Source organism: Chelativorans salis (assembly GCF_025336525.1).
In the GTDB taxonomy this organism is placed as follows: domain Bacteria; phylum Pseudomonadota; class Alphaproteobacteria; order Rhizobiales; family Rhizobiaceae; genus Chelativorans; species Chelativorans salis.
On record NZ_JAOCZP010000002.1, the window covers coordinates 15393 to 34284 of the forward strand.

Annotated in this window: 20 protein-coding genes and 2 pseudogenes; 14 read left to right on the forward strand and 8 right to left on the reverse strand. The window is 60.9% G+C overall.

What is annotated here, in order from left to right:
* Positions 1 to 307 precede the first annotated feature (307 nt).
* The 4 genes from N5A92_RS05885 (at position 308) to N5A92_RS05900 (ending at position 3126) form a co-directional block, all read left to right on the forward strand.
* Positions 308 to 979, forward strand: coding sequence for a Crp/Fnr family transcriptional regulator (locus tag N5A92_RS05885; RefSeq protein WP_260901042.1), 672 nt, complete (start codon positions 308 to 310; stop codon positions 977 to 979).
* 180 nt (positions 980 to 1159) lie between these two features.
* Complete coding sequence (locus N5A92_RS05890; RefSeq protein ID WP_260901043.1) at positions 1160 to 2260, forward strand: sensor histidine kinase; 1101 nt, start codon at positions 1160 to 1162, stop codon at positions 2258 to 2260.
* Positions 2261 to 2580: 320 nt separating this feature from the next.
* On the forward strand, positions 2581 to 2727 hold the full coding sequence (locus tag N5A92_RS05895) for a hypothetical protein (RefSeq protein ID WP_260901045.1): 147 nt from the start codon (positions 2581 to 2583) through the stop codon (positions 2725 to 2727).
* A 57-nt stretch (positions 2728 to 2784) separates the two neighbouring features.
* Positions 2785 to 3126, forward strand: a complete 342-nt coding sequence (locus N5A92_RS05900; protein WP_260901046.1) for an ElaB/YgaM/YqjD family protein — start codon at positions 2785 to 2787, stop codon at positions 3124 to 3126.
* Between the two features lie 562 nt (positions 3127 to 3688).
* Here the strand turns inward: N5A92_RS05900 and N5A92_RS05905 are convergent.
* The 5 genes and pseudogenes from N5A92_RS05905 to N5A92_RS05925 all read right to left on the reverse strand — a co-directional run bounded on the left by N5A92_RS05905 (position 3689) and on the right by N5A92_RS05925 (position 8561).
* Positions 3689 to 4546 carry a transglutaminase family protein gene (locus N5A92_RS05905; RefSeq protein ID WP_260901047.1) on the reverse strand — a complete coding sequence of 286 codons (858 nt, stop codon included), beginning with the start codon at positions 4544 to 4546 and terminating at the stop codon, positions 3689 to 3691.
* A 295-nt stretch (positions 4547 to 4841) separates the two neighbouring features.
* A pseudogene (locus tag N5A92_RS05910) lies at positions 4842 to 5114 on the reverse strand (hypothetical protein); the annotation flags it as partial.
* A gap of 186 nt (positions 5115 to 5300) precedes the next feature.
* Positions 5301 to 6731 (reverse strand): DUF2254 domain-containing protein, encoded by a 1431-nt coding sequence (locus N5A92_RS05915; protein WP_260901048.1) that lies wholly within the window; start codon positions 6729 to 6731, stop codon positions 5301 to 5303.
* Between the two features lie 34 nt (positions 6732 to 6765).
* On the reverse strand, positions 6766 to 7995 hold the full coding sequence (locus N5A92_RS05920; protein ID WP_260901049.1) for an SAM-dependent methyltransferase: 1230 nt from the start codon (positions 7993 to 7995) through the stop codon (positions 6766 to 6768).
* Positions 7996 to 8231: 236 nt separating this feature from the next.
* Positions 8232 to 8561 (reverse strand): hypothetical protein, encoded by a 330-nt coding sequence (locus N5A92_RS05925; protein ID WP_260901050.1) that lies wholly within the window; start codon positions 8559 to 8561, stop codon positions 8232 to 8234.
* A gap of 355 nt (positions 8562 to 8916) precedes the next feature.
* Between N5A92_RS05925 and N5A92_RS05930 the strand changes: the two genes are divergently transcribed.
* From N5A92_RS05930 to N5A92_RS05975, 10 genes and pseudogenes are all read left to right on the forward strand, one after another.
* A complete protein-coding gene (locus N5A92_RS05930; protein ID WP_260901051.1) occupies positions 8917 to 9213 on the forward strand; it encodes a co-chaperone GroES in 297 nt (98 codons plus the stop codon).
* Positions 9214 to 9261: 48 nt separating this feature from the next.
* A complete protein-coding gene (gene groL, locus N5A92_RS05935; protein ID WP_260901053.1) occupies positions 9262 to 10896 on the forward strand; it encodes a chaperonin GroEL in 1635 nt (544 codons plus the stop codon).
* Positions 10897 to 10969: 73 nt separating this feature from the next.
* Complete coding sequence (locus tag N5A92_RS05940; RefSeq protein WP_260901055.1) at positions 10970 to 11362, forward strand: hypothetical protein; 393 nt, start codon at positions 10970 to 10972, stop codon at positions 11360 to 11362.
* Positions 11363 to 11567: 205 nt separating this feature from the next.
* Positions 11568 to 11822, forward strand: coding sequence for a DUF1488 family protein (locus tag N5A92_RS05945; RefSeq protein ID WP_260901057.1), 255 nt, complete (start codon positions 11568 to 11570; stop codon positions 11820 to 11822).
* Between the two features lie 30 nt (positions 11823 to 11852).
* On the forward strand, positions 11853 to 12086 hold the full coding sequence (locus N5A92_RS05950) for a hypothetical protein (RefSeq protein ID WP_260901059.1): 234 nt from the start codon (positions 11853 to 11855) through the stop codon (positions 12084 to 12086).
* Positions 12087 to 12223: 137 nt separating this feature from the next.
* Positions 12224 to 12421 carry a hypothetical protein gene (locus N5A92_RS05955; RefSeq protein ID WP_260901061.1) on the forward strand — a complete coding sequence of 66 codons (198 nt, stop codon included), beginning with the start codon at positions 12224 to 12226 and terminating at the stop codon, positions 12419 to 12421.
* Between the two features lie 122 nt (positions 12422 to 12543).
* Positions 12544 to 12876, forward strand: a pseudogene (locus tag N5A92_RS27430) (hypothetical protein); the annotation flags it as partial.
* Between the two features lie 179 nt (positions 12877 to 13055).
* A complete protein-coding gene (locus N5A92_RS05965; RefSeq protein WP_260901064.1) occupies positions 13056 to 14288 on the forward strand; it encodes an SAM-dependent methyltransferase in 1233 nt (410 codons plus the stop codon).
* Positions 14289 to 14441: 153 nt separating this feature from the next.
* The gene (locus tag N5A92_RS05970) at positions 14442 to 14915 is read left to right on the forward strand and encodes a TRAP transporter large permease subunit (protein ID WP_260902277.1); all 474 of its coding nucleotides are present in this window, start codon (positions 14442 to 14444) and stop codon (positions 14913 to 14915) included.
* A 106-nt stretch (positions 14916 to 15021) separates the two neighbouring features.
* Positions 15022 to 16008 carry a LysR family transcriptional regulator gene (locus tag N5A92_RS05975; protein WP_260901065.1) on the forward strand — a complete coding sequence of 329 codons (987 nt, stop codon included), beginning with the start codon at positions 15022 to 15024 and terminating at the stop codon, positions 16006 to 16008.
* Here the strand turns inward: N5A92_RS05975 and N5A92_RS05980 are convergent.
* The 3 genes from N5A92_RS05980 to N5A92_RS05990 are packed head-to-tail and all read right to left on the reverse strand — an operon-like array spanning position 16005 to position 18805.
* The gene (locus tag N5A92_RS05980; protein WP_260901067.1) at positions 16005 to 17261 is read right to left on the reverse strand and encodes a TRAP transporter large permease; all 1257 of its coding nucleotides are present in this window, start codon (positions 17259 to 17261) and stop codon (positions 16005 to 16007) included. The two genes, N5A92_RS05975 and N5A92_RS05980, sit on opposite strands and share 4 nt — an antisense overlap.
* Before the next feature lie 12 nt (positions 17262 to 17273).
* A complete protein-coding gene (locus N5A92_RS05985) occupies positions 17274 to 17846 on the reverse strand; it encodes a TRAP transporter small permease (protein WP_260901069.1) in 573 nt (190 codons plus the stop codon).
* Positions 17843 to 18805 carry a TRAP transporter substrate-binding protein gene (locus N5A92_RS05990; RefSeq protein WP_260901070.1) on the reverse strand — a complete coding sequence of 321 codons (963 nt, stop codon included), beginning with the start codon at positions 18803 to 18805 and terminating at the stop codon, positions 17843 to 17845. Before N5A92_RS05990 ends, N5A92_RS05985 begins: the two co-directional genes overlap by 4 nt.
* Positions 18806 to 18892: the final 87 nt, after the last annotated feature.

An 18892-nucleotide genomic window follows, 5' to 3' on the forward strand; every position in this document is an offset into this window, starting at 1 on the left:
GAAGCGGGGCTCGACTGGAACATCCTCCAACGTCACCTGAATGCTGGCGGTGAACGCCGGAAGGTCGATGGTAACGAACAGGCGAAATCGCGGCTGCCCGGAATTTCGAATACTAGACACGATCGCGGGCAGCGTCTGAGCAATTTTGAACATTCTTGCGAACCAGGTGCGGGTTAGGGAATGCGGCGCACGCCCCGTTGTTGTCCGCATTCTCCGGGTCCGTCTGCACAGTCCATTATGCTATGCTACCGGCCAGGTCCACCTCTATGTTAGGGCTGTCGAGAGACCTGGTACAGGAAGGGGCGCCATGACCACGAAACGCCAGCCGACATTCGATCCCAAAACCTTTCTCGCCCGTGTCGGCAAGGGCAGGAGCATCGGCAACTACGACAAAGGCCAGATCGTCTTCTCGCAGGGCGACCCGGCAGATGCGGTCTTCTATCTCCAGAAAGGCAAGGTAAAGGTCACGGTCGTTTCAGAGCAAGGCAAGGAAGCCGTCGTCGCCATGTTGGGGAGGAACGAATTCTTCGGCGAGGGATGCCTGGCTGGACAGGTAAAACGCTTTTCGACGGTCGAGGCCATCTCCGATGCCGTCATCTCGCGACTGGACAAGACGGCAATCCTCCGCGTGATCCACGAGGAGCCGGCATTTTCCGAACTGTTCATCGCCCATCTTCTGAGCCGGGCCGTTCGCGTCGAAGCGGACCTCGTCGATCAGTTGTTCAATTCGAGCGAGAAGCGCCTTGCCCGGCTGCTCCTGCTGCTGGCGAATTTCGGCAAGGACGAACAGCCGGAGCCCATGATCGCGAAGATCAGCCAGGAGACGCTTGCGCAGATGATCGGAACGACGCGGGCGCGCGTGAGCTTCTTCATGAACAAGTTCCGTAAGCTGGGCTTTATCTCCTACAATGGTGGGATCGAAGTCCACAGCTCGCTGCTCAACGCCGTCCTGCACGATCAGCCGCACATCGAACCCTGAACCCCATATCCTCGCGATGTGGTCAATTCTGCACAGCCATCACCCCGGCATGAGCGTAATATTGCAGCTATGGAGAGTTCCTCCTTCGGAATGTCCGTTTGCGGCCGAGGCCGCCCGGATATTCATCCCCTGCGCGCCCGATGGGGTACGAATTTGAGCGCCTGTTGCAGGAGAACTGACATGAAAACGCAATTCCAGCCTGTGCCTCCATTTCGGGCACACAAATTGGTGGCGCCCGCCAATCGGTATTTCCCGAAGTTGGATGAAGCGCGCGCCCTGGCTGAGGCAATCGTGGAAACGATCCGCGAACCCCTGCTGGTTCTTGACGAAGAACTGCGCGTCATCACCGCCAATCGCTCCTTCCGCCGCATGTTCAAAGTCGACCGGCGCGAGGTTCAGGGTCGTCCTTTCTACGCGTTGGGCGGTGGCCGGTGGAACATCCCCGAACTGAGATTCCTGCTGGCGAATGTCCTGCCGATGGACGTTTGCGAGGTCGAGGCAGACGTTCCTGGGAACGGGCGGCGCACGATGCAGCTGAATGCGCGCGAGCTGTTCCACGAGTGCAACGACCGCGCGCTGGTGCTTCTGACGATCGAGGACATCAGCGAGCGCCGCGCCGACGAACGGCAGATAGCGGAACTGCTGCATCAGAAGGAGACCCTTCTTGAGGAGATGCGGCACCGTATCGCCAACAGCCTTCAGATCATCGCGAGCATCCTTCTCATGAAGGCGCGTGCGGTGCAGTCGGAGGAGGCGCGGTCGCATCTCAAGGATACCCATCAGCGGATCATGTCGGTTGCGGCCGTGCAACAGCAACTCGGCATCGCGCGGCATGGAGAACAGATCGAACTCGCCCCTTATTTGTCGCGGCTTTGCGAGACGCTGGCTGCCTCGTTGATCGGCGTCAGCCGCCCGCTTTCGATCAGGGCCCAGGCGGACGAGGCCAAAGTACCGTCCGCGGCGGCAGTCAGCATCGGTCTCATTGTGACGGAGTTGGTGATCAACGCCCTCAAACATGCGTTTGTGGCAGATGCGGCGGCGGGCCTGATCGTCGTCACTCATGAGGTCGCCGAATCGGGCTGGCGGCTTACGGTTTCCGACGATGGGATCGGGAAATCAGAGGATCACATGGACGAGGCAAGTCCCGGACTGGGGACAGGCATTGTCGAGGCGCTCGCCAAACAGCTTGAAGGTCGCGTGAAGATCTCGAAGGGGTCGGGCGGCACGTCGGTGTCGATCACCCACGGAATGATGAGTTTCCGGCTGCCCCACGCGGCCTAGTACCAGCGTCCACGACCGTACCATCCGCCTCCGCCCAGAAGCAAAACGATAAGAACAATAATGAGAAGTGTGGTGAGATCCATGTCAGACTCCTGGGAGTGCTCTCCACCGTCTGCGCCACTCTTGACCAGGGCAGCTTATAATCGCGATGGCACTCCAACTTTGATCAACGTTCCGTATCGCCGGGTTGTTCCAACAGGACGATCTGGAGGCGGTGTACGCCCGTATCAAAAGTTCTCGGATGATGGCTACCGCCGTCGTTGCCGTCGGCGAAGCGCGACGGCGGTTATTCGGAACTTTCTCTCCAGCGATGGCGTTACATGAAGCAGAATCAGCTTTACCTGATTATCGGAGCGCTTGCGATCGTCGCCGTCGGCCTCGCGATCTATATTTTTCGAGAAGAGTCCAAACCATCGGGCGTCGAACTCCGCATCGACGAAACCGGTATCTCCGTTCAGGAAAACTGAATGTGGAACTCGGCGAGCTGGACGCTGAACGCGCTCGCATTATCAGGGAGACACCCTATGGCAGATAGCCCCAACGTGGAAGACGTCCGCAAGGACCTCGAGAAGCAGGTCGCGGATCTGAAGAAGGAAGTGACGAAGATCGGGAAGTCGCTGTCGGCGCGTGGCGATGAGCTTTACGATGACCTCCGCGAGGAGACCGAGGGTGCCTACGACAGGGTAACCCGCCGCGCTCGCGGGGCGGGCAAGCAGGCTCGCCAGCAGGCTCATGAAGTCTCGGAAGCAATCAAGGAGAACCCGGGCACGGCGGCGACCGTGCTGTCCACGGTTGGCGTTGTCGGCTTCCTGATCGGCCTCTTCGTCGGCCATGCGCTCTCCGGCAATTCCCGTCGCTGGTATTGACCGGATTCTGTTCCGGCCGATCATGCCGGTCTTCCCTTCCAGCATGGCCGCAGGCGGTGCGCAGGGCGCGACAACGAATTCCGGCGCCGGCAGTGCATCCCGTCCTGAACCGGACGAAGACTGCTATGCAAAGCCCGCCGCCGGAATGCGGCGGGCTTCTTTACTCGCTTGATGCTCGCGACTCCCAGCGCGCAGGCTTCCCGTGCCCGAGTCCGCCCTGCCTGGCCAGTCGCCAAGATCCGGCCTACTGGTCTTTCCATGAACCTGCGAACAGATGCCCTTGGCTGACCTTCTCCCGAAGCCGATGACGAGCTTCTCGATCTGGTCCAGAGGCAGACGTTTCGCTTCTTCCGGGAAGGCGTGCATCCGGTAAGCGGCCTCGCGCGATATGACGGCATGTTCCCGCATTTCATCGACGGGCGGACCGGAGCGACCCTCCCATCAGCCGGAAGGACGATGGTGGCGACGTCGTGGAAAGCGCGCTCCTGTTCCTGGGGCTTTTAAGCGCTCGCCAAGTTGGGTTTCTCAACCCCGCATCTGTCACTGGGTCGCGGTGCAATGGTTATGCTTCCGGCGTGACGCTCACAGCGACATCCATGGCGAGGAAATCTTCCGGCGTGCCGACATAGCTGCCGACGATCGGCATGATCTGGCGATTGCTGCGGGCGACGGCGACCGGAATGAGACTGGCTCCGCCGAGCCGGCGGTGCGTCGGGTCGAAGGCGATCCATCCCGCGCCGGGAAGATAGATCTCTGCCCAGGCATGGGTCGACCCGGGATCGTCGGCAGGCGCTTGCGCATCGAACAGATAGCCCGAGACCGCGCGGGCGCCGAAGCCGAGATGGCGGACCGCCTCGATGAACAGCGCGGAGATATCGCGGCACGAGCCGCTCCCCAGTGCCAGCGTCTCCAGCGGTGTCTGCGTCCCTTCCTCGTCACGGACGCGATACGCAACGGAGTCGAGGATACCGGCGTTGAGGTCTTTCAAAAGCGAGAGCGTGTCGGTTGGCGCGCCACGGACGAAGGCGCGCGCCCATGCCTCCAGCCGTCCCTCCGGATCGCCATGCTCGGGAATGCGAAACGCGCCGAGATCGGCCAGATCGTCGTGGGAATATTCGAACGGAAAGGAATGCGCCTCGGGCGCGATCCGGAAGACCGGCCACGCCATCGCCGACTGCTCGACCGTGAGTTCGCTTGTGACGACCAATTCGGCGGTTGGCTCCGAGAAGATGCCCATGGCGATCAAGTTACCGAAGACGTCCTGCGTCCAGTCGAGTTGCGCATCAGGCGAACAGACAAGCGAATTCGCCACCACGACAACGTCATGGCTGCCGCGCGAGCATAGCATCATTCGATGCGGCTGCAGCGCGACAGGACGTGCGTAGCGATAGGTTGTCCTGTGGTGGACTTTCAACTTCATCTATACCGTCGAAAGGTTGTCGGCTGCTCGATCGTCCTGGATGGAACTCTCATGCGAAGCCTCCGGTACAGGGCAGAAATGGCCGCCGACGTGATGGAGAACGCACCTGTCGCACGATCGTTGCTGCGCCGTACAGTTGACATGCGGTCCGGAGATGCCCAGCTGTGCGGATGATGTTGCCCTTATCTTCCTGCCGTTGCGACATATAGGAGCTAGGAAGACTGAGGCAAAAGCGGCTTGCCGGTGGCGGAGTCGCGATGGAGCTTACCAGCCTGATCCTCGCTCGGGTTCAGCGAATAGCCCCGCCTTCATTGTCCCATCGTTCGAGCGATTTCCGCTTCTGCGTGTTTGAGGCGTTGCCTGCGTCTACATCGAAGCCTGCCGCGGACGCCTCGCTGGTGATTGCATCCATGAGATCGGCATCAGAGATATCCAGATCGGGAAAGACGCGACGCACCGCGCCAAGGGCTTCCACGGTCGCAAAAGGCGTCCCCTCTTCTTGGCATGCGTTCAGGAATGCCCGGATTGCGGCCCGCACGTCGGTTGGAATGTGATGGGTGGCGTCCATGCTGTTCACGACGACGTCCTCACGATTCAACGGCTTGATATAACTCAACGAAGTCGGCCCGCTAACGTTCCTTCCTTCGTCGAAGGACGTTGCTCAGTACCAGCGGGCGACCATACCAGCCGCTCCCAAGCAGGCGACGGCCCCTTCGTTTCAGTCAAATCAACAATTGCTGCGTGTTGAATTTGCCTAGTCTAGCAGTCGCCGTGGACTGACCATCCGGGGCTGGTCACCCTCGCGAAAGTCGTCGCCGGGCTGTTGGTCTGCCCCCTGAAAGGTGGTCTTCCCCGAGGCATGGCTTTTACTTAACGCCATTTGAACTGCCTGATAGCTGTGCTCGATGTCGGCGATGTCGGAGGCTTCCGATGCCCCGCGGCGACCGGCTTCGGCGATGATCGCGGCGTGATCGAGCAGAGCGTCGCGTTGGCTGGACAGGCGGACCTTGACCGCGAGCCGCGCAATGATGCTGAGCATCTGGATGATGACCGCGGGGTGGGTGGCTCCGGCTTGCCGGATCTGGCGGAAAGCGACGTCCACAAGACCATGGAAGCTCGACGCTCGGCCGACCACGCGCACCACGCCGGCCTCATCGCAAAACACCTCAGGCTGGAGTTCCCGCCGCATCAGGTCGCCGAGCGCAGCGCCCAAGCGATCGATAACGGCAATGACGGTGAAGGGATCGTTGATTCCCGACGAAAGCGCGCGCACGGCGATTTCGACCAAGTGGCGGATCGAGAACTCCAGATCCTGGACCGCCGTGCGGTCTTCGCCGACCAGGATCGCGCCTTCGATCTCGGTCGCTAAATCCGGCCCGAGCAGGCGACCTGGATAGATATCGGCCTTGTGCGATCCGCGAATGACGAAATGACCGGCACGGAAGTCTAGGCGGACCACCGCCTTGTGCCGGCAGGCGATTTCCACGAGCCGCTCATACTCGACCGCCTGCACATAGCCTTCGCCGGACAGCCACAAAGAGGCCGCACGTTCATCGAAGTCGGCCGGCAGCACGTCATCGGCCGTCGGCTGTTCGACCGGCGGTTGGCCGTCGTCCTCCGCCGGCAGTAGCCGTGAGATCGTATTGCGGAGATCCCTGTCGACACGCCGGACCACTGTATCGGAAACGATCGACCGAGCCAAATTGTGGATAAAAAACAGCAGCGCGAACAGGTTGATGAGGGCGAGCGCGGTCCCGAGCGTGACCGCAATGTGAGGCACCCCGGAAATGTCGAGCTCGCTGTTGAGGGTGCGAAGCACGAGCAGGCAATAAATGATAGTCATCAGGAACATGCCGAACACGAGCTGTGTGCGCAGATCGCCCATGAAGTTTCGGACCAGCCGTGGTCCGAGCTGGCTGGCGGCCAGCGTCAGCACAACCATGGTGATCGATATGACCAGCGTCGCCATCGTGACCATTGAGGAAAAGACGGTCGATAGCAGATTGCGGGCGTCCTCCGGGCCGCCGCTGTGGAGCCAAAACTGCTGGGCCCTCTCCTCCGGCAGGCCGGCATCGAGGTTGAGGGCGATAGTAGCCAGCCCGACCGCGCCGACCGCCATGAGAGTCGGCACAAACCAGAGGCCGGTCCGCAGGGTTGCCCAGAGAGTGTAGAGACGGCTCAGCATGGTCGTCCTCGCAGGATGGAATACAATCCGCCTTTCAGTTCTGGCGGGCGAACACCATCTGGCGAACGTCGATCGTGCCGGACCGGAAGCCGGCCTCGCAATAGGCGAGATAGTATTCCCAGAGCCGCCGGAAGCGCTCGTCGAAGCCCATCTGTTCAATTGACGGCCAGGCGGAGCGGAAACGGGTGCGCCAGTCGCCGAGCGTGCGGACATAATCCTGGCCGAAGATTCTCTCGCCGGCCAGCGCGAGGCCGTGCCGGCGGCCCAGGTCGACCAGCATCTGCGGCGCCGGCAGCATGCCGCCGGGGAAGACATAGCCGCGAATGAAGTCGACGCTGCGCCGGTACTCCGCGAACAGCCGATCCTGGATGGTGATGGCCTGGATGCCAACCCGCCCATCGGGGCCGAGGCGGTCGCGGAGCTGGGCGAAATAGCGCGGCCAGTGGGCTTCGCCGACAGCCTCGATCATCTCGATGGAGGCGATGCGGTCATACATCCCCGCCGCCTCGCGATAGTCCTGGAACTTGATCTCGACGCGTTCCGAAAGTCCGGCCTCGAAGATCCGGCGGCTGGCATAGTCGTGCTGCTCACGGCTGATGGTCAAGGCCGTGACGTGCACACCATAGCTTCGGGCGATGAATTCGGCAAAGCCTCCCCAGCCACAGCCGACTTCCAGCACACGCTGGTCTGGCGCCAGGCCGATGCCTTCGGCAAGGGTGCGGTACTTCCGCTCCTGGGCGGCCTTCAGATCGTCGGCCTCGGGACCATAGATCGCCGAGGAATAGGTCATCGAGGGATCGAGCCAGGCGGCGTAGAAGCGATTGCCGAGGTCGTAATGGGCGTGGATGTTGCGCCGTGCCTGGCGCAGCGTATTGCGCCGCCGCCAATGACCGAAGCGCTGCCACATGCGCACGAGGCGGTTGCTGCTCAAAAGCTCGTTGGCGGGTTCGTTGTTGCGGGCAAACAGATACAACAACCGGGACAGGTCCGGGGTGTCCCATTCACCGCGCAAATAGCCCTCCGCGGCACCCAGGTCGCCGCCGGCCAGCATCCGCCAGGCACAGTGCGGATCACGGATCTCGATGGCCGCCAAAGGCCCCTCCTGCCGGCCGAAAACGGCGCAGCGCCGGCCGTCGGGAAGACCAATCTCCAGGCGGCCGTACTCGAACCGGGCAATGAAACGCAACGCCAGCCGCAGCGGCAGCGGCAGCCCGCGCGAAATGACGTCGACATTGTCGCGATTGACGATCACGATATCAGACATAGGCAAAATCCGGTGAGGCCCCTGTTATCCAACCTTTGCCAGTCTCAGGCACGATGATTGTGAAATAAGCTTCGCAGCATATAAACTGACATTCCCCAGATGGTTCCCAATATCTGCACCGATGATAGCCGAACAGGCCGTATCGGAGAATCATGAACCGTTCTCGAGCCCGAACAGCGCCGGATAAGGCGGTCCGGCTGCGTGCGGCGGCCGGTTCGGGTCGATCTTACCTCATCTTATTCCAGAATCTTGCCGGCGCGTCGCCTAATCAATGGCTTCTCTAGGGAATAGGGGTTGATATGGGTTGTGAGCAAAATGACCGCTTGTCGTACCCTTTGAGCCAATTTCGGACAGACAGCATTCGGCCCCAAGGCCGCCGGTCGGCAATGCGCCGCATGTTGGCCGTAGAGGGCTCTTTGCCACCGCCCAAAGCAGACATCGCCGAAGCCGAAGCTGTAGGTCGATGTTGCACCATTATCGGTCATTCGCGGCCGCTCGTCATAGCGCACCTTCAGATGGCTGGATTCGAGCCCGAGCAGAGTTTGTTTGCCCGAGCGTGAATTCACGACGATATCCCCAGTACCGACTTCCCAGGCCGTTTCCCCTCCCAAAACCGGAGATCAAGCGCTGCCAGCGCGGTTGACCCGCCGAATCTCCTGCCCGCGAGCGGATATCGTCGCAATCAGTGTCATGGCGTTGTCCAGCTTATGTCCGTGTGGCAAGAGAGCTCTCTTCTTTCATATGAATCGGCCGCCCGAATTGCTGACGTTCTGCTGAGAGATTATCGATCGAAGGGCTTGCTGGCACGCTCGGAATGTCTTTCTGACGAGAAGATTGTTCCTGGCACTCCTGTTAATCGACTGCCAATGAGCCTATATGAGGGGTGTGGCCCCCTACACCCGGCCGCAGAAAGACCCCTCCATGAAATTCCGGCCCCTCCACGACCGCGTCGTCATTCGACGCGGCGAAAGCAATGATAAATCCAAGGGTGGGATCATCATTCCCGACAATGCGAAGGAAAAGCCGCAGGAAGGCGACGTGGTCTCCGTCGGTCCGGGTCTTCGCGATGAAAGCGGCAAGCTGGTTCCGCTCGATTTGAAGGCAGGCGACGCCGTTCTCTTCGGCAAATGGTCCGGCACCGAAATCAAGATCGACGATGAGGATCTCCTGATCATGAAGGAGACCGACGTCATGGGCATCGTCGAAAAGCCCGCCTGAGCGAGCGATTTCCGCGCAGCCAATTTCAAGAACGAACGGATAAAAATCATGTCTTCCAAGGAAATCAAATTCGGTACCGACGCGCGCGACCGGATGCTGCGCGGCGTCGAACTGCTGAACAACGCCGTCAAGGTGACGCTCGGCCCCAAGGGCCGCAATGTCATCATCGACAGGGCATATGGCGCGCCGCGCATCACCAAGGACGGTGTCACCGTCGCCAAGGAAATCGAGCTCGACGACAAATTCGAGAATATGGGCGCGCAGATGGTGCGCGCGGTGGCCTCCAAAACCAACGACCTCGCCGGTGACGGCACCACCACGGCGACCGTGCTTGCCGCTTCCATCCTGCGCGAGGGCGCAAAGCTTGTTGCGGCCGGCATGAACCCGATGGATCTGAAGCGCGGTATCGACCTTGCGGTCGCAGCCGTCGTCAAGGACATCGAGGCCCGTTCCAAGAAGGTGAAGTCCTCCGGTGAGATCGCCCAGGTCGGCACGATCGCGGCGAATGGCGATGCGTCGGTGGGCGAGATGATCGCCAAGGCGATGGAGAAGGTCGGCAACGAAGGCGTCATCACGGTCGAAGAGGCGAAAACCGCCGAGACCGAACTCGACGTCGTCGAAGGCATGCAGTTCGACCGCGGCTATCTCTCTCCCTATTTCGTCACCAATGCCGAGAAGATGCGGGCGGAGCTCGAGGATCCTTACATCCTCATCCACGAGAAGAAGCTCGGCAATCTGCAGGCGATGCTGCCGATCCTCGAAGCCGTCGTGCAGACTGGCAAGCCGCTCCTCATCATCTCCGAGGACGTGGAGGGCGAAGCGCTCGCCACGCTGGTCGTCAACAAGCTGCGTGGCGGCCTCAAGGTCGCCGCCGTCAAGGCGCCGGGCTTCGGCGACCGCCGCAAGGCGATGCTGGAGGATATCGCAGTGCTGACAGCCGGTCAGATGATCTCCGAGGATCTCGGCATCAAGCTCGAGAATGTCACGCTCGAGATGCTCGGCCGCGCCAAGCGCGTGCTCATCGAGAAGGACACGACAACGGTTGTCGACGGTGCCGGGGAGAAGGCCGATATTTCCGCGCGCATCCAGCAGATCAAGGGGCAGATCGAGGAGACCACCTCGGACTACGACAAGGAGAAGCTGCAGGAGCGGCTGGCCAAGCTTGCCGGCGGCGTTGCGGTCATCCGCGTAGGCGGGGCGACCGAGACCGAAGTCAAGGAAAAGAAGGACCGCATCGACGATGCACTGAACGCCACCCGCGCGGCGGTCGAGGAGGGCATCGTTCCGGGCGGCGGCGTGGCGCTTCTGCGCGCCAAGGCGGCGCTGGCCGGCCTTACAGGGATAAACGCGGACGTGACGGCGGGCATCTCCGTCGTGCTGCGGGCACTCGAAGCGCCGATCCGGCAGATTGCCGACAATTCCGGCGTCGAAGGTTCGATCGTCGTCGGCCGGCTGATGGACGCGAAGGATCCCAATACGGGCTTCAACGCACAGACCGAACTCTACGTCGACATGATCGAGGCCGGCATCGTCGATCCGGCCAAAGTCGTTCGCACGGCCCTGCAGGATGCAGGCTCCATCGCAGCACTTCTGGTCACGACCGAGGCGATGGTCGCCGATATTCCGCAGAAGGATGCGCCAGCCATGGCCGGCGCAAACGGCATGGGCGGGATGGGTTACTGAGCAGTGCCTGAACAGCCTTGTCGGAAACGGCCGGGCATATAGCTGGAGCAAGCAATCGAAAAGGAGGGGTTCCATGGCAACGCAGAACAACGGCAAGACATCCATCGCCCAGCGCTGGAACAACTATGAGCCATCGAAATCGACGCTCGTTTGGGCATGCGCCATGACGGCCGTTGCCACGATGGTCGTCGGATTCAGTTGGGGCGGTTGGGTCACGGGCGGCACGTCGCGCACGCTCGCATCGACCGCCGGAGATGTCTCACGTGGAGAACTGGCCGCGCTCATATGCGTGGAGAGGTTCAACGGGGCACCCGATTCGAGGGCTCGCCTCATCGAGCTCAAGGCGCTTGACGGCACCTACAGGCAGCGACAGTTCATCGAGGCCGGCGGTTGGGCGACGATGCCCGGCGACACGTCCGCCAGCCGTCGTGCGGCCGAGGGCTGCGCTGTCGCGCTCGCGGCCTAAGCGGTTTTCCGCGCATTGCGCGAGACTACCGAAGGCGCTTCGAAAATGGAGGCGTCATCCGGCTCTCAAGTCAAGCAGGCGAGCAACAGCAACATACCGCGTGGCAAGGCAATAAACTGAATAATGTAAGCACGGCTTGATTCTGCGGAGAGTCGCAGGGCCGCGAATCGAGAGTACTCAGTTCTATCCAATGAGGTATATGATCATGACGCTCACTTTCCCCAATAGAAGCCGCAGCTTTGACGAAGCTGGGCAGCGCGTTCGCTTCATCGGCCATGATGGCATGTTCGAGGTGCCCTTCTCCGTCGAGTCCGATGCGCTCTCTACGGCAGCCGCCGGAGAAGCGCATTATCTGGCCGCGTTCGATGCAGCGCGCGCCACGATCCACGATGTCGCGCGCGAAATCTACGGGAACGCTCGCAGGGCGGTCTATGTGTTGACGGCAGCGGATTTCCGGTAGCCGGAGGTTCTGCGGCCAAAGAAAGGCTGGATGCTGCCTCAGGCAGCCGTTCATGCTGAGCGCCCTTGGCGTCCGGCAGCCTGCGGGACTTATCGTCTGGTGGTCGACGAGGAGGAGATCTTCGGTCTTTCCTTCCTCGCCTACCGGCGCACGGCCACAATGTTGCACATTCCAGGGATTTCCGTCCGAAGCGACCGACATCAGGTGGTTGAAGTCGACCCGGAGGAACTGGCCGCAGCTCTGGACGCGGATGCGCTCGCCTAGCTGGAATCCCAAAAAGGAAAATCGCACATGCAGTATCTTGGTGGAATTTGCGGGGCCGGTGTCATGAAATGCAAGGATGAAACACACTTGCACGAGCGGACTATGATTTTGACGGCTTCCTGAGGAGACCCGGGGAGGTGACCGGCAGCGGCGAAATCCGCATGCCTCCAGATGCTTTACGGCAGGTATTCGGTCGCGAGGATCTTGATCTTCTGACTGATGACGGGAGGCTTCTCAGCCTTCGCTTTTCTGAAAAGCAATTGCCTGTAGCCAGCGACTCTGCCCATGTTGATGTCACCGGCGACCTGCCGCCGCAATCCGAGTGGCGGCACTGAATGCCCTGTAATCGGCGGCGCGGGATCATCGATCCGCGTGCCATCCGATCCTGGCCCTGCGGGAAGGGTCCTCAGAAAATCCGCCGATTCCGGCGCAGTCGCATCGGCTGGAATGGCACTCATTGAACTCGATCCACCGCCTCCTCGGGCTTCGCTCTTCGTCACCGCCATGGAACGATGGGGCGCCGGTGAGGGAGGAGCTCTTCAGCGTGGAGCGGCTGGAGCAGCACGCGGAAAGCCTTGCTGCCGCACAGCCGGTAACCGACAGGCCTCCCGCCGTCCTGCCCCTGCACACGAGGCTCAACGACAATGCCGCCGTTTTGCTTGCCGCCTATCGGGCGAGTGCCGCGGAATTGGAAAGCGGCAGGGGCGTGGTCCCCGCCGCGGAATGGCTGCTGGACAATTATCACCTGGTCGAGGAGCAGATCCGCGAGATCAGGGACGATCTGCCTCCCCTGGGAGCCGACGTCGCGCTTTACGCGGCCGCACCCCGACTTGACTCAATTGGTCGACGGTCTCTTTCGTTCCAGCCAAATCAACAATTGCTGCGTGCTGGATTTTGCTTCGCAGGACATTTGACTTTTCGCCGCACGCGATCGCGCTAAAATTCGCGATCAATCTGGAGGATCGCCACATGCTGTTTCCCGTCATCCTCAAATCTACCATCCGCACTGGCAGCCTGCGGTTGATCGATGGTGCGGGAAGAACTCACGTGTATGGCGATGGCTCCCCGCCCCACTGTACCGTTCGGCTGCACGCTCGCCATCTTGACTACACGCTTGCCCTGAATCCGGAGCTCTCGATCGGCGAAGCCTACATGAACGGCCTGCTGACCGTCGAGGACGGAACGCTCTACGATCTCCTTGAGATTGCTGCACGAAACCTCCAAAATTTCGAAAAGATGCCGTGGTTCTCGTTGCTGTCGCGTATGATGCGACGGCTCAAGCAGTACAATCCGATCGATCGGGCGCAACGCAACGTCGCCCATCATTATGATCTATCGGGCCAACTCTACGATCTCTTCCTCGACAGCGACCGTCAGTATTCCTGCGCCTATTTCATCAATGCCGGCGACAGCCTGGAGACGGCACAGGAGAACAAGAAACGCCATATCGCGGCAAAGCTGCTGCTCGATCGGCCGGGCCTCAACATACTGGATATCGGCTCAGGTTGGGGAGGGCTGGGCCTGTATCTGGCCGAAGAAACGGGCGCTGACGTTACTGGTGTCACACTGAGCGTCGAGCAGCACAAAGTGTCCGAGACGCGGGCGGCGACAGCCGGCCTTGCGGATCGAGCCCGCTTTCAACTGCGCGACTATCGCCAAGTGGCCGGCGAGTATGACCGCATCGTCTCGGTCGGCATGTTCGAGCACGTGGGCAAGAAGAACTATGACGAGTTCTTTGCCAAACTCAACGGCCTGCTCAGGGAAGATGGTGTTGCGCTCTTGCATGCAATCGGGTTTTCGGATGCGCCGGCCCCAATAAACCCGTTCATCCGCAAATACATCTTTCCGGGTGCCGACCTGGCATCCTTGTCCGAAGTCTGCTCAGCCGCTGAGCGCTCGGGCCTGATCGTCACCGACGTCGAGATCCTCCGTCTTCACTACGCGGAAACTCTCCGCCACTGGCGCAGGCGCTTTATGGCCAATCGGCAGCGCGTCGCGGCGCTCTACGACGAACGGTTCTGCCGCATGTGGGAGTTCTATCTCGTCTTGTGCGAGATCGGATTTCGCTTTCGTTCCATGATGGTTTTCCAGGTACAGCTTGCCAAGCAATCTCACATTGTTCCGCTAACGCGTGATTACATGGTGGATTGGGAGCGAGAGCACATGCCGGCGACGCGTCGATATACGCGGGCGGCCGAGTAAAGCAGCGGAGAATGCCACGACGTGCGGTGCAACCAGCACTTGCCATCGCCAGGATGATTCAGCGCGCAGTGTCAGCGATGTCGATTCTGGAGAAAGTTCGCTTTCAGCGGCCACGTTTCTTTCTTGGCCAATGGTGGCCGAAGGAGAAACACTATGGGATACTCCCGGTATGATCCTGCGGGGCAGGGGAGACCTGCCTGGAATGCAGGCAAGAAAGTCGGCGCGAAGCGAGCACTGAAGCCCAAGCAGATTTGGGCGATTCGCTTCTTCTTGGATCGAGAGGGGCGCCGGCGAGCTCCTGCTCATGGGCGTCGTCTCCTTGTTGTCGGGTTGCTGATGGATATCGTCGCAGCCGCGCTGATGCTCATTCCCGTTCTGCTCCCGGCGGCCACTGCCGCAGGAATCGACCCGCTCCATTTCATCGTCTTCATGACAGCGAGCCTTGCAGTCGGGCTTGCGACGCCGCCGGTCGGCACCTGCCTGTTCGCGACCGCCTACGTCTCGAGATTGCCTATGGAAAGGATCGCGCTCGCCGCATTGCCTTTCTACGCGATCAACATCACCATGCTGGCAGTGATTGCCGCTTTCCCCGAAATCGTTCTTTGGCCGGCTGAATGGCTGAACTAGCACCGGTCCTGATTGTCATGAGGTCTCCGAGACGCAAGTGAGGATGTTTCAAACGGGAATCCACGGATATGGTGCGGGATGACTATCCCGTCCTATGCAAGGCACCATGCGCGACATCAATATCAAGGCGACTGAGTATTTCGAGGCCGTTGCGCGCCTAGGCTCGGTCACGAAGGCGGCTGGAGAGCTTGGAGTCTCGCCATCGGCGGTTTCACAGCAGATCCGGCTGCTTGAAAAGCAGTTCGGCGTGAAGCTTTTCCGGCGGGAGAAGCGCAAGCTCATCCTGACGCTTGACGGCGATCGCTTGTTTCAGACGACGACGCAGGCCTTCAGCGCCATTCGAAATGCGCGCAACGCGATTTCCCGTCAGCGCGAGGGCCGCAGCCTGACGATTCGCGTCAGCCCGAGTTTTGGCGTGCGCTGGCTTGGTCCGCGCATTTACGGGTTTCTGTCAGAGAATCCGGACTGGAACATCCGCATCGATGCCACACCCGACTTCACGTCATTCGAGATGGAGGTGGTCGATTTCGATCTGCGATACGGGCTAGGTGGCTGGGCCGGGCTGACCGAGCTATGCGTCATGCACGACCTGGTGCTACCTTTGTGCAGTCCCGACTATCTCAAGCATCTGCGATCCATATCAGCCGACCCGGCTGAACAACTGCAGCATGCTCGGCTGATCGACAGCGTCAAAACACTGTTTCGGTGGGATTTGTGGCTCGCTTCCAACAAGATCCAGATCCCCAACCTGAGCTATCCGCTCCGTTTCGATCGCTCCTCAATGTCGATCGAGCTCGCAAAACAGGGCGGAGGCCTGGCGCTCGATAGCGTAAATCTCTGTCTTCCCGAGCTGAGGCGCGGTGAGCTCGTACCCTTTTGCCCGGAGATCCCGGTCATCGACTTTCCCGCCTACTGGCTCGTCTGTCCGCCGCGGCACTTCAGCCGCCGGATTGTCAATCGTTTCGCGGAGTGGCTTGGGAACGAAAGCGATGAGCATGAACGTGTTGCCAGAAACACGCTTAAAGACCTGGGATGCAGCTTCAGGCCCGAGACGGGATCGGGGCTGATCCAGGTCAGTCCCTCGGCACTCTAGTAGATCGTGAGTGACGGGACGTACGAGATCAGCAGCAATACCGTCAGGGCGATGAAATAGAACGGAAGCAGCGCCCGGACAGTCTCGCCTATGCCGACCCGCGCGATGGCAGACGAGATGAATAGTGTTGTCCCCACCGGTGGTGTGTAGAGCCCGATCGACAGGTTGACCACCATCATCAGGCCGAGCTGCACGGGGTCGAGGCCGATCGCCTGACCGATGATGACGAATAGGGGGCCAAGGAGGAGCACGGCGGCCGGCAGATCGAGAAAGGCGCCGATAACAAGCATCACGATATTCATCGCCAGGATGATCATCCATGGATCGGAGAAGGATGACGTGACCCACGCGGCAAGCTCTTGCGGCACGCGCCCGACGGTGAGCAGCCACTGGATCGTCGACGACGCCATGATGATGAACATGACGGCGCCCGTCATCATTGCCGTTTCCACCGCAGCCGACCACATCACACGCCAGCTCAGGTCGCGATAGATCAGGCCGCTGACCAGAAGCGCATAGGCAACGGCCATGACGCTGACCTCCGTCGGCGTCGCTACGCCGAAGCGCAGCGTGCCGATGACGAAGACAGGCATGAGCAAGGCGGGAACGGCGGCGAGCACCTGGCTCCTGAAGGCGCGAAAACCGCCTTCCAGCGGGGCGCGCGGCAGGTTCTTGCGACGCGCGACCCACCAGACGGCGGCGAACATCCCGATGCCCAGCATGATGCCCGGCAGAATGCCGGCCACGAACAGGTCGACGATGGAGACGTTTGAAACGAGACCGTAGAGAATGAGCGGGATCGACGGCGGAATGAGAACCGAGACTGTCGACGAGGCCGAGTTGATGGCCGCGGCGAAGCCCTTCGGGTAATTCTCCTTCAACTGCACCGGGATCAGCGCGTTTCCCAGCGCGGTTGCATCGGCAACAGCCGACCCGGAAACGCCTCCGAACATCACGGAACCGATAATCGACACCTGGCCCAGCCCGCCCTTGAAACTGCCGACGAGTAGGCGGGCGATATTGACGAGGTAGACGCCGAAGCGACCGGACATCATCAGGCTTCCCGCCAGGATGAAGAACGGGATCGCCAGCATCGGGAAGCTCTGTGTCGGCGTATAGAGACGCTGGAGGATCACCGCGAGCGGCTTGCCATCTGCGAGGAGTACGATCGCCACCCCGCCCAACATCGCATGCGCCACCGGCACCGCGAGCACCATCAGCAACAAGAAGACCCAGACCATGACCGCCGTCATTGCAGGCTCCCGCTAGCTCAAGCTTGACCGGGCCGGGTCGTGGCTCATCGCGTCGACACCGGCCAGATACCGAAGCGCGTCAAATAGGGCGATGAGCGCCATGGCGGCGAAGGCATAGACAAGACCGGTATAGCCCCAGATCTGCTTGATGCCGAGCGTCGAAAGTGTCTGGAATTGCGCCGCACGCAGGATCGGCTGGCCCGACCACAATACGCCGACCGAAATCGCAAAGATGACGATCTGGATGACGAGACAAAGAAGAATTCGCGCCCGCCCCTGCAACATTTCCGCCAGGAGCGTGACGGCGATGTTCCGCCCGCGGGCCGCCGCAATGACGATGCCGCCCGCGACGAGCCATGGCAAAAGCAGGGCGTGAATCTCGTAGGCCCACGCTATCCCCGACCCGAATGCGTAGCGTAGGACAACGTTGGCGAAGAGCGCCACGAACATGAACGCGAGGCACAGGACGGCGACGATCTTGCCGCTGGCTTCGAGAAGATCGATCAGTCGGCCAAGGAGGCGAAGGAAGGGGATACGCCCCTTCCTCCCTTTGCCGGCACTTTCATGTCCGGCACTGGTCATCATTGACCCGCGGCCTTCTTGAGTGCGGTGACCAGTTCCGGATACTGCTGGGCATATTTCTCGTACACCGACGCGGTCGCTTCCTGATAGGCTTTCTTGTCAGCCTCGGCGAAGGTCACGCCCTCCGCTTCCATCTTCGGGCGGAGCGTCTGGTCCCCTTCGAGCGAAGCCTGCCGCTGTAGCTCTCCCGCCTCCGCAGTTGCCTGGAGCGCGCAGCCTTGCGTCTTTTCATCCAGAGAAGACCACCACGCAAGCCCCGCCACCACGGGCGTCGATTCATATTTGTGACCCGTGAGCGTAATAAATGGCGTTATCTCGTGGATCTTTGACGAGTAAATGTTCGTCAGCGGGTTCTCCTGGCCGTCGAACACGCCTGATTGAAGCGCGGTTGGCAGTTCGGAGAACGCGAGCGGGGCTGGGGCCGCGCCGAGCGCCTCGAAGATGTCGACCGTCATCTGGTCCGGCGGGGTGCGGATCTTCATGCCTTTGATGTCGACCGGCTCGGGAACAGTCTTCGACACGTGGCTCACATTGCGGATGCCGTTGTCCCAGAAGCCGAGGATCTTCAATCCGGCCTGCTGCGCGCGTTCATCGAGCATGCCGCCGACCTCGCCGTCGAGAACCTCCCACGCCGAAGGCAGGTCCTCGAACAGGAAAGGCAAGCCGAGCAGACCGATCTCCGGAACGATCTGGGACATGGCGCCCTGGCTGTTCGCGGTGACGTTGATCACGCCTGCGGTAGCGGAAGTCAGCATCTCGACATCGTCGCCCATGGTCGCGGACGGAGCGACGTTGACGGTGTCGGCGCCGCCGGTGCATTCGGTGAAGAGTTTTGCCCATTCCTCGGCAGCGACATAGCGCGGATTTCCGGGGTTCGCGCCGTGAGCGAAGATGACCTCGGCAGCGTTTGTGCCCGACGCCATCATTGTCGTGGCCAGCAGGGCCATAGCCAATCGTTTCATCGTTATTCTCCTCCGTTGGTTTCTGATGATGACATTGTTGCAGGCCCATCATCCCCTCCTCGGCCCGCGTTCAGTGAGTGGGCGTTC

Bases quoted from the DNA above. Each gene is read 5' to 3' on its own strand.
- N5A92_RS05885 (WP_260901042.1), top strand. From the start codon at position 308: ATGACCACGAAACGCCAGCCGACATTCGATCCCAAAACCTTTCTCGCC.
- N5A92_RS05890 (WP_260901043.1), top strand. From the start codon at position 1,160: ATGAAAACGCAATTCCAGCCTGTGCCTCCATTTCGGGCACACAAATTG.
- N5A92_RS05895 (WP_260901045.1), top strand. From the start codon at position 2,581: ATGAAGCAGAATCAGCTTTACCTGATTATCGGAGCGCTTGCGATCGTC.
- N5A92_RS05900 (WP_260901046.1), top strand. From the start codon at position 2,785: ATGGCAGATAGCCCCAACGTGGAAGACGTCCGCAAGGACCTCGAGAAG.
- N5A92_RS05905 (WP_260901047.1), bottom strand. From the start codon at position 4,546: ATGAAGTTGAAAGTCCACCACAGGACAACCTATCGCTACGCACGTCCT.
- N5A92_RS05915 (WP_260901048.1), bottom strand. From the start codon at position 6,731: ATGCTGAGCCGTCTCTACACTCTCTGGGCAACCCTGCGGACCGGCCTC.
- N5A92_RS05920 (WP_260901049.1), bottom strand. From the start codon at position 7,995: ATGTCTGATATCGTGATCGTCAATCGCGACAATGTCGACGTCATTTCG.
- N5A92_RS05930 (WP_260901051.1), top strand. From the start codon at position 8,917: ATGAAATTCCGGCCCCTCCACGACCGCGTCGTCATTCGACGCGGCGAA.
- groL (WP_260901053.1), top strand. From the start codon at position 9,262: ATGTCTTCCAAGGAAATCAAATTCGGTACCGACGCGCGCGACCGGATG.
- N5A92_RS05940 (WP_260901055.1), top strand. From the start codon at position 10,970: ATGGCAACGCAGAACAACGGCAAGACATCCATCGCCCAGCGCTGGAAC.
- N5A92_RS05945 (WP_260901057.1), top strand. From the start codon at position 11,568: ATGACGCTCACTTTCCCCAATAGAAGCCGCAGCTTTGACGAAGCTGGG.
- N5A92_RS05950 (WP_260901059.1), top strand. From the start codon at position 11,853: ATGCTGCCTCAGGCAGCCGTTCATGCTGAGCGCCCTTGGCGTCCGGCA.
- N5A92_RS05965 (WP_260901064.1), top strand. From the start codon at position 13,056: ATGCTGTTTCCCGTCATCCTCAAATCTACCATCCGCACTGGCAGCCTG.
- N5A92_RS05970 (WP_260902277.1), top strand. From the start codon at position 14,442: ATGGGATACTCCCGGTATGATCCTGCGGGGCAGGGGAGACCTGCCTGG.
- N5A92_RS05975 (WP_260901065.1), top strand. From the start codon at position 15,022: ATGCGCGACATCAATATCAAGGCGACTGAGTATTTCGAGGCCGTTGCG.
- N5A92_RS05980 (WP_260901067.1), bottom strand. From the start codon at position 17,261: ATGACGGCGGTCATGGTCTGGGTCTTCTTGTTGCTGATGGTGCTCGCG.
- N5A92_RS05985 (WP_260901069.1), bottom strand. From the start codon at position 17,846: ATGATGACCAGTGCCGGACATGAAAGTGCCGGCAAAGGGAGGAAGGGG.
- N5A92_RS05990 (WP_260901070.1), bottom strand. From the start codon at position 18,805: ATGAAACGATTGGCTATGGCCCTGCTGGCCACGACAATGATGGCGTCG.